9 protein-coding genes are annotated in these 8,363 nt (G+C 70.4%); 7 read left to right on the top strand and 2 right to left on the bottom strand.

Annotated features, from left to right (window positions below):
• Positions 1 to 395 precede the first annotated feature (395 nt).
• The 4 genes from ACFU8W_RS51550 (at position 396) to ACFU8W_RS51535 (ending at position 4,779) form a co-directional block, all read left to right on the top strand.
• Positions 396 to 1,532, top strand: a complete 1,137-nt coding sequence (locus ACFU8W_RS51550; protein ID WP_384052751.1) for a peptidoglycan-binding protein — start codon at positions 396 to 398, stop codon at positions 1,530 to 1,532.
• Positions 1,529 to 2,239: an ABC transporter ATP-binding protein gene (locus tag ACFU8W_RS51545; protein ID WP_384052750.1), complete on the top strand. Its 711-nt coding sequence runs from the start codon at positions 1,529 to 1,531 to the stop codon at positions 2,237 to 2,239. The genes ACFU8W_RS51550 and ACFU8W_RS51545 overlap by 4 nt, the downstream gene beginning before the upstream one ends.
• Complete coding sequence (locus tag ACFU8W_RS51540) at positions 2,236 to 3,429, top strand: ABC transporter permease (protein WP_384052749.1); 1,194 nt, start codon at positions 2,236 to 2,238, stop codon at positions 3,427 to 3,429. The genes ACFU8W_RS51545 and ACFU8W_RS51540 overlap by 4 nt, the downstream gene beginning before the upstream one ends.
• 117 nt (positions 3,430 to 3,546) lie before the next feature.
• Positions 3,547 to 4,779 (top strand): thioesterase domain-containing protein, encoded by a 1,233-nt coding sequence (locus ACFU8W_RS51535; RefSeq protein ID WP_384052748.1) that lies wholly within the window; start codon positions 3,547 to 3,549, stop codon positions 4,777 to 4,779.
• Here ACFU8W_RS51535 and ACFU8W_RS51530 read toward each other — a convergent pair.
• Both ACFU8W_RS51530 and ACFU8W_RS51525 read right to left on the bottom strand, forming a co-directional pair.
• Positions 4,773 to 6,041, bottom strand: a complete 1,269-nt coding sequence (locus ACFU8W_RS51530; protein WP_384052747.1) for a sensor histidine kinase — start codon at positions 6,039 to 6,041, stop codon at positions 4,773 to 4,775. The genes ACFU8W_RS51535 and ACFU8W_RS51530 overlap by 7 nt on opposite strands.
• Entirely contained in the window at positions 6,038 to 6,691 is a 654-nt protein-coding gene (locus ACFU8W_RS51525; RefSeq protein WP_358861809.1) for a response regulator transcription factor, read from the bottom strand. The genes ACFU8W_RS51530 and ACFU8W_RS51525 overlap by 4 nt, the downstream gene beginning before the upstream one ends.
• A gap of 87 nt (positions 6,692 to 6,778) precedes the next feature.
• On the opposite strand from ACFU8W_RS51525, the gene ACFU8W_RS51520 reads away from it, so the two are divergent.
• The 3 genes from ACFU8W_RS51520 to ACFU8W_RS51510 form a co-directional block, all read left to right on the top strand.
• Entirely contained in the window at positions 6,779 to 7,270 is a 492-nt protein-coding gene (locus ACFU8W_RS51520) for a hypothetical protein (RefSeq protein ID WP_384052746.1), read from the top strand.
• Between the two features lie 89 nt (positions 7,271 to 7,359).
• The gene (locus ACFU8W_RS51515) at positions 7,360 to 7,668 is read left to right on the top strand and encodes a transposase (protein ID WP_384052745.1); all 309 of its coding nucleotides are present in this window, start codon (positions 7,360 to 7,362) and stop codon (positions 7,666 to 7,668) included.
• The coding region (locus ACFU8W_RS51510) for an IS3 family transposase (protein ID WP_384052744.1) at positions 7,665 to 8,363 on the top strand (699 nt) is incomplete at its 3' end. The genes ACFU8W_RS51515 and ACFU8W_RS51510, both read left to right, overlap by 4 nt.

Genomic DNA, 8,363 nt, shown 5'->3' with positions numbered 1-8,363 from the left:
AGAAACAACCTGCCCACCCACGGCCACCGACCGAAACCAGCTCACAAATCGATCAAGAGATCATCTTCAGAGCACGTCGGTGGATCGAGGCTAAGTGGACCCTCCGGTCCGATCAAGAGTTCCTACCGGTAATGCTGCGGAGTGTCGGACGCGTCGGCGAGACCGGCTGTTTGATCATTGCCGGCTTGATCATCAGGGCGGACGGCGCACCCGGTGAACCCCCTTCGACCGACTGGGCGCGGAGTGCTCGCCGCCCTTCCGGCGCAGGTGGGAAGGGCTTCTTCTCGGCACGATAAGGCAGCGGTTAACGCAAGCGGTCACCGCCCGGAAACCGGCCTCCGGCCAGGCTGATCACCATCAAGTCGTCGTCCACGAGGACTACCTGGAGGCAGACGGTGCTGGATTCCGCTATCGCACTTTCCGCAAGTGAGGAGAGCCCCCCGCCGCAGCGCCGCCGGCGCGGTGGCAGGCGGCGGACGCTGCTGGCCGGGACCGCCGTGCTGGCGATCGGCGGCGCAGGCGTCGCGGTCTATGCGCTGAGGGACGGCAAAGCGGCGACGCAGGAGACCGACACGACGTTGCCGACCGTGGCCGTGACCCGCGGCGGCCTGGCCAGCACCACCGAAGCCGACGGCACCCTCGGCTACGCCGGGAGCTACACCGTGCTGGCGGGTGGCGACGGCCGGATCACCTGGCTGCCGCAGGCCGGTGACGTGATCCGCCGCGGCCACCAGGCCTACGGGGTCGACGGCCACCGCGTGCCCCTGCTGTACGGCACGATGCCGTTCTGGCGAGAGCTGCAGGAGGGCATGTCGGACGGATACGACGTCCTGGAGCTGGAGCGCAATCTGGCTGCGCTCGGCTACGGTGACAACCTCGCCGTCGACAAGTCATTCACCTGGGCGACCGCCGAGGCCGTCCGGGACCTCCAGAAGGACCAGGGCATGACCCGGACCGGGACCCTGGCACCCGGCGACGTGGTGGTCCAGCCGGGCGCGATCCAGGTGAAGACGCTCCAGGCGGCCCTCGGCGGCGGCGCGGGCGGCGCCGTGTACGAGGCGACCGGTACCGAGCGGCGGGTCACGGTCAGTCTGCCGGTCAACCAGCAGAACATCGCCAAGAAGAACGCCGCGGTGCGGGTCACGCTACCCGGCGGGAAGACCGTGGCGGGGTACGTCAGTTCCGTCTCCACGGTGGCCACCTCCTCCGCCAAGTCCGGGTCGCAGACCGGCGCGGGAACCGAGAACGCCACGTTCGAGGTCACCGTCACGCTCGACAAGTCCGCCGACGTGGGCAGCCTCACCGGCGCCCCAGTCACCGTCGGATTCACCAGCAACGAACTCAAGAACGTGCTGACCGTGCCGGTCAACGCGCTGCTGGCGTCGTCCGAGGGCGAGTACTCGGTGAACGTCGCCGACTCCGCCGGGAAGGTCCGCTCCGTGCCGGTGAAGCTCGGCGTCTTCGACGGCGACAAGGTCCAGGTGACCGGCGACCTCACGGTGGGCATGAAGGTGCAGGTGCCGCGGCCATGACGGACGGGCTCATGGACGACGGCCGGTCGACCCCGGTCCTGGAGGTGGAGAACGCCTCCAAGGAGTACCCCGGCGGAGTGCAGGCGTTGCGCCGGACGTCGCTCACCGTCCACGCCGGCGAGCTGCTGGCGATCGTCGGGCCGTCCGGGTCGGGCAAGTCGACCCTGCTGAACCTCATGGGGACCCTCGACAACCCCACCACGGGGCGCGTCCTCATCCGGGGGCACGACGTCGCCCGGCTGCCGGACCGTCGGCTGGCCGCGGTGCGGGCCCGCTGGATCGGGTTCGTCTTCCAGCAGTTCTTCCTCACCGCCCACCTGTCCGCGCTCGACAACGTCGCCACCGGGCTGCTCTACCACGGCACTTCGACCCGGGAGCGCCAGCGGCTGGCCCGCACCGCGCTGGAACGCGTCGGCCTCGGCGCCCGGGTGGACCATCTGCCGCACCAGCTGTCCGGAGGCGAGCGGCAGCGGGTCGCGATCGCCCGCGCGGTCGTCGGCGATCCGCCGCTGCTGCTCGCCGACGAACCGACCGGCAACCTCGACTCGGTCGCCGGCGCCGGCGTGCTGGACCTGCTCACCGAACTCAACCGCGACGGCACTGCCGTCGTGGTCATCACTCATGACCTGGAGGTCGCGGCGGCGCTGCCGCGGCGGCTGGAGATCCGGGACGGCCGGATCCGCGTGGACACGGGGGTACCAGCATGATCGCTCTACCGGATCCGGTGAGACTGCGCGCGGGCGATCTCGCCGTGGTCGGCCTGGACGGGCTGCGCGGACGTCCGCTGCGAGCGGTGCTGTCCGCGCTCGGGATCGCCATCGGCGTCGCGGCCATGGTCGGGCTGGTGGGTCTCAGCACCGTCAGCAAGGCCGGCCTGATGAAGGAGATCGACCAGCTGGGCACGAACCTGCTGACCGTCTCGCCCGGCACGTCGCTGCTGGGGCAGACCTCCACGCTGCCCAAGGACGCCGAGGGAATGGTCTCCCGGATCCCGGGCGTGACCGGCGTGTCCGCGGTCGGCGCGGTGCAGGACGTCACGGTCCGCCGCAACGACAAGATCAACTCTTCGACGACCAACGGCATCGCCGTCCAGGCCGCCCGGGCCAACCTGCTCGACGCCCTCAGTGGCACGGTGCGGTCCGGGTCGTTCCTCAACGAAGCCACCAGCCGCTACCCGACCGTGGTGCTCGGCTCGGTCGCCGCCGAGCGTCTCGGCATCGACCACGCCGGCCGGCACGTCTATCTGGGCGGCCAGTGGGTCCAGGTCGCCGGCATCCTCGACACGGTCAAGCTCGCTCCCGAGATCGACCGCTCGGCGCTGATCGGCTGGACGTACGCCGGAAGCCTCGGCTTCAACGGGTACGCCACCACGCTGTACGAACGGTCCACCGACGCGAGCGTCCAGTCCGTCCACGACGTGCTGGGCTTCACGGTCAACCCCGAGCATCCCGAAGAGGTGCAGATCAGCCGGCCCTCGGACGCGCTCACCGCGCAGGCCGCCGCGAACCGCGCGTTCAACGCGCTGTTCCTCGGGCTCGGCGCGGTCGCGATGCTGGCTGGCGGCGTCGGCATCGCCAACATCATGGTGATCTCGGTGCTGGAGCGACGGCAGGAGATCGGGCTGCGCCGGTCACTGGGCGCCACCCGCGGGCAGATCCGGACCCAGTTCCTCACCGAGTCGGTGACCTTGTCGGCCCTCGGTGGGGCCGCCGGAGTGGTCATCGGCCTGGCCGTCTGCCTCGGCTACGCCGCCAGCCGCGGCTGGCCGTTCGCGCTGCCCGGCCAGACCATCGCCGCCGCCGCCCTGGCCACGATCGCCATCGGTACCCTGGCCGGCATCTACCCGGCCCGCCGCGCCGCTCGCCTCACCCCCACCGAGGCCCTCTCCACCACCTGAGCGCAGGCCGGAGCGGAGTCTCGGACACGGCGGAGCAGGGCACATACGAAACCGGCCGGGGTGTCTCACGACGCGTCACGCGTCATGAGACACCCCGGCCGGTTTTCCGTCGGTGCGGTGCGCCGGATCAGCCCGGGCGCCGGGTGCGAAGCGCCGCGCCGCCCGCCCGGCCGTCTGCCGGATCACATGGTCCCGGCCGCTGTCGTGCCCCTGGACGAGCTGCCGTTGACCGCCAACGGCAAGCTCGACCGCGAGGCCCTGCCCGCCCCCGACTACGGGAGCGCCGCGGCGGCTTGGGCGGCCGTCAGCCGTCACCCTGCCACGGTCCTGGAGGGCATTGTCTCGGGGGCGTTCGCCGACGTCCTCGGGGTGCCGTCGGTCCGGGTCGACGACGACTTCTTCCGGCTCGGAGGACACTCCCTGCTGGCCGTCACGCTCGTCACCAGGCTCGCGGAAAGGGGAGTGTCGGTCCCGGTACGTGACGTGTTCGCCGCGCCCACGCCTGCCGGCCTCATCAACCAGCTGACCCTGGGCTCGCTGAGCGACTCGCTCGACAGGCTGCTGCCGATCCGTACGACGGGAAGCCAGCCGCCGTTCTTCTGCGTCCACCCCGCCGGTGGCCTGAGCTGGTGCTACATGCAGCTGGCCCGGTTCGTCCCGGAGGACATCCCGCTGTACGGGATCCAGGCCGCTGGGCTCGACGGGCACAGCGCCGTGGTCGGCTCCATCCAGGAGATGGCGGCGGACTGCATCGAGCAGATCCGCGCCGTGCAGCCGACGGGTCCGTACCACCTGCTGGGCTTCTCGTTCGGCGGCATGCCCGTGCACGAGATCGCCCTGCAGCTGGAGGCCGTCGGCGAGACCGTCGCCGCCCTGGTCATCATGGACACGTACCCGATCCCCGCCCGCGACGAAGAGCCCTCCGGGTCCGGGGAGAGGCAGGAACCCCGGGAGGGCGCGGTGACCGACGCGGCGGCGGCCCGGCAGCAGCGCGTCGCGGCGAACATTCGCGCGGAACTGGGCGATGTTCTCGGTGGAATCTCCGACGACGAACTGCTTCTTCTCGCGAAGATCTTCGCGAACAATATGGAGCTCAGGAAGAACCACCGGCCCGGCACGTTCAATGGCGACGTGCTCCTGTTCGTCGCCGGAATCACCGACGGGGACAATCCGCCGGACGGGCGCCTTTGGGAGCCTTATGTGGGCGGCGAGATCACCGAGGCGACCATGCCCTGCCGGCACACGGAACTGATGGTTCCCGAAATGCTCAGTCAGGCATGGGACGCAATTGCCGACTGGCTTGATGCAAAGGGCGGAGAAGCGCAGGGCCGAAAGGGGGAGCGTCAGTGAGACGTGCGGGTCGGCGACGACTCGTGACCGGGCGGCGGGGGTGGCGTGGGCAGCTCCACCGTGATCGTCAGACCGCCGTCCTGGTTGGCGGTGGTGTGGACGGTGCCGCCGTGCGCGTTGATGATCGCGGCGGAGATGGACAGGCCGAGGCCCGCGCCCTCGGTCGATCCGGTGCGGTCGCGGTGCAGCCTCCGGAACGGCTCGAAGAGCTCGCCGACCCGGTCCGGGGGCACGTGCGGGCCGGTGTTGGAGACCGTGATCCCGCGCCCGGGCGACAGGTCGATGCCGACCCGGCCGCCCGGGTGGTTGTGCCGGATCGCGTTCTGCACGAGATTGGCGACCAGCCGGGTGACCATGACCTCGTCGCCGACGACAGTGACGGGCCGGGCCGTGACGTCGATGGCGATTCCGCGGGCGTCGGCGAACACCCGGTGTTCCTGTACGACCTGCCCGACGACCACGGCGAGATCCACCGGCGCCTGCGTGTCGAGGCCCTGTTCGCCCTGCGCCAGCGCGAGGAGTCCCTCGATGAGACGCTCGGAGCGCTCGGTGGTGCGGATCAGCTCGGCCCTGATCTCGGCGACCCTCCCGGGCGTCGGGTCGGCCAGGCCGATCTCCAGGGCCGCCCGCTGGATGGCCAGGGGCGTGCGCAGCTCGTGGGAGGCGTTGGCGGCGAAGCGGCGCTGGCTGGCCACGGCGTGCTCGAGCCGGTCGAGCATGGCGTCGAAGGTGTCGGCCAGATCCTTGAGCTCGTCCTGCGGCCCGGTCAGCGCGATGCGCTCGTGCAGGGTCGACAGAGACAGCCGACGGGCGGTGGCGGTGATGCGGTGCAGCGGCCGCAGCAGTCGTCCGGTGAGCCACCAGCACACGGCGAACGCCAGTACCGCGATCATCGCGACGCCGAGCAGGGTGACGACCCGTTGGGAGTCCATCAGGGTCTGCTGGAATCCCTCCGTGCCGCTGACCGCTGTCTTGTGGCCCGGCTGGGCGGTCGGCGCGGACGTGGGGGGCACGGACGTGGGGGGCACGGAGGAGCAGGGGCTGCCTGGGGAGCCCGGCCGGCACGAGGCGGTGTCGGCCGCCGGATCCTGGGGGAGGTCGCGCACCTTCTTGTCGACGATGTACTGCTGAAGGCGGAGCGCGGCGATCAGGACGGTCGCGGTGATCGCTGTGGAGACCCCGCCGTAGAGCAGCGTGATCCGGGCCCGTACCGAGCCGTGGAGCTTCGGGCCGGTCCGTCGTGCGGTGCGGCCGTGGCTCACAGGCGGTACCCGCTGCCCGGGACGGTGACGATCACCTGCGGGTCGCCGAGCTTGGCCCTCAGCTTGCTCATCGTGACCTTGACGACGGTGGTGAACGGGTCGGTGTTGGCGTCCCACGCCTTCTCCAGGAGCTCCTCCGCGCTGACCACCGTGCCCCGTGCCCGCATCAGCACCTCCAGCACGGCGTACTCCTTCAGGGACAGCGGCAGGTAGCGCCCCTCGCGGTGGGCCTGCCGGAGCCCGGTGTCCAGCGTGATCCCGGCGCGTTCCAGCACCGGCGGCAGCGGCGGACCCGCCCGCCGACCCAGCGCGCGGACCCGCGCGACGAGTTCCTCGTACGAGAACGGCTTGGGCAGGTAGTCGTCGGCCCCCAGGCTCAGCCCGGCGACCCGCTCGTGCACGGTGCCGGAGGCGGTCAGCATGAGGATACGGACGCTCGCCCCGCTCTGGGTCAGCTCGCGGCAGATGTCGTCGCCGTGCACACCGGGCAGATCCCGGTCCAGGACGAGCACGTCGTAGTCGTTCACGTCGAGGAGCTCCAGCGCGGTGGTCCCGTCGTAGGCGACGTCGACCGCCATCGCCTGTTTGCGCAACCCCTCCGTCACCATGTCCGCGAGGAACCGTTCGTCTTCGGCCACCAGAATCCGCATGGGGCCATTGCCACAGACCAGCGGTAAGACCACGGTTAACACTCGCGGTGACCGTCCGGAAACCGGATGCGGCGCACGCTGGGGCGCATGAAGACATTCTCACTCGCCGCGGTGACGGTGGCCGCCGTGCTGGGGCTGGCCGGATGCGGGCTCGGCGATTCGTCGGGATCGGGCAAGCTGTCGCAGGCCGACCAGGACAAGTTCGTCAAGTACTCCGAGTGCATGAGGAAGCAGGGCATCGAGGTCCCCGAACTGAAGGGCGGCTCGGACAAGGTGGCCGCGCCGCCGGGCACCGTTCCGGACCCGAAGGCCGAGGCGGCGAACGCGATCTGCCGGATCTACGCGCCGAACGACGGGGGCGAACGCGCCTCGGCGGCGGAGGAGGACCACGCGCTGAAGACCGCCGAGTGCCTGCGCCGGCACGGCATGACCGCCAAGGACCCCAAGGCCGGCACGGACGACATCATCGTCGACCAGGGCCCCGGGTACAGCCCGGAGAAGCTCCTCGCGGCCTACCAGTCCTGTGCCAAGGAGGTCCCCGACCCGAACCGGAGCAGGCCGGTCGAGCGCCATGGGTAGGCCGAGGCGTGTGTGTAAGGCTGGGGTGGGCTTGATCCGCTTTGACGGACATCCGAGATCAGGGGTTCTGCCCCGGAAGGATGTCCATCATGGAGAGCATGGGGAAGAAGAAGCCTCGGCCTCGCCGTTCGTTCACGCCGGAGTTCAAGGCTGAGATCGTCGAGCTGTGCCGTCGCGGTGACCGCTCGGTCGGCCAGGTCGCCAAGGACTTCGACCTGACCGAGACCGCGGTGCGGCTGTGGATCAGCCAGGCCGAGGTCGACGCGGGCGAGCGAGCCGGCCTGACCAGCAGTGAACGCGAAGAGCTGGCCGCGTTGCGGCGGGAGAATCGCCGGCTTCGTGAGGACGTCGACATTCTCAAGCGGGCCACGGCTTTCTTCGCGAAGGAGACCCGGTGACGGTGTACCCGTTCATCGAGGCGGAGAAGCGAGACGGTCACAACGTCAAGCGCGCGTGTGAACTGCTGCAGGTCTCCCGAGCCGCCTTCTACGCCCGCCGCAGTGGCAGGCCCGGTCCGCGGGCTGTCCGTGATGCCGAGCTGAGCGAGAAGATCACCGAGGTCCACCAGAACTCCCGCGGCACCTACGGGGCCCCGCGCATCCATGCCGTCCTGCAACGGCAGGGCGAGGACTGCGGACGGCGCCGCGTCGCCAGACTGATGCGCAATGCCGGCCTGCAGGGCCGACAGCGCAGGCGGCGGCAGGTGACGACGATCCCCGACCCGTCGGCCGCCGCCCGGCCCGACCTCATCTCACGGGACTTCGCTCCCGACCCGGACGGCCTCGACACCCGCTGGTGCGGCGACATCACCTACGTTCCCACCGAAGAGGGCTGGCTCTATCTGGCCACTGTCATCGACATCGCCTCGCGCCGCGTGGTCGGCTGGTCCACCGCCGACCACCTGCGGACCGAACTGGTCGCCGACGCTCTCAGGTCCGCCTGCCTCCGACGTCGTCCCGCCCGGCCGGTGATCTTTCACTCGGATCGCGGCTGTCAGAGCGGATTCAATCGGTCGTCGCAACACCTCGTGACAGCGGAGGTGTTGGATGGTTCGTCGTCAGCAGGCAGCGGATCGAGCGGTGCGCCCGAAGTT

This window comes from Streptomyces sp. NPDC057565 (genome assembly GCF_042801455.1).
In the GTDB taxonomy this organism is placed as follows: Bacteria; Actinomycetota; Actinomycetes; order Streptomycetales; family Streptomycetaceae; genus Streptomyces; species Streptomyces yanii.
Note: the sequence above shows the minus strand (reverse complement) of the source record. Positions and strands in the feature narration are given on the sequence as shown.

What these genes read in the sequence shown, in the direction of transcription:
- ACFU8W_RS51545 (WP_384052750.1), top strand. Translation starts at nt 1,529, where the DNA reads ATGACGGACGGGCTCATGGACGACGGCCGGTCGACCCCGGTCCTGGAG.
- ACFU8W_RS51540 (WP_384052749.1), top strand. Translation starts at nt 2,236, where the DNA reads ATGATCGCTCTACCGGATCCGGTGAGACTGCGCGCGGGCGATCTCGCC.
- ACFU8W_RS51525 (WP_358861809.1), bottom strand. Translation starts at nt 6,691, where the DNA reads ATGCGGATTCTGGTGGCCGAAGACGAACGGTTCCTCGCGGACATGGTG.
- ACFU8W_RS51520 (WP_384052746.1), top strand. Translation starts at nt 6,779, where the DNA reads ATGAAGACATTCTCACTCGCCGCGGTGACGGTGGCCGCCGTGCTGGGG.
- ACFU8W_RS51515 (WP_384052745.1), top strand. Translation starts at nt 7,360, where the DNA reads ATGGAGAGCATGGGGAAGAAGAAGCCTCGGCCTCGCCGTTCGTTCACG.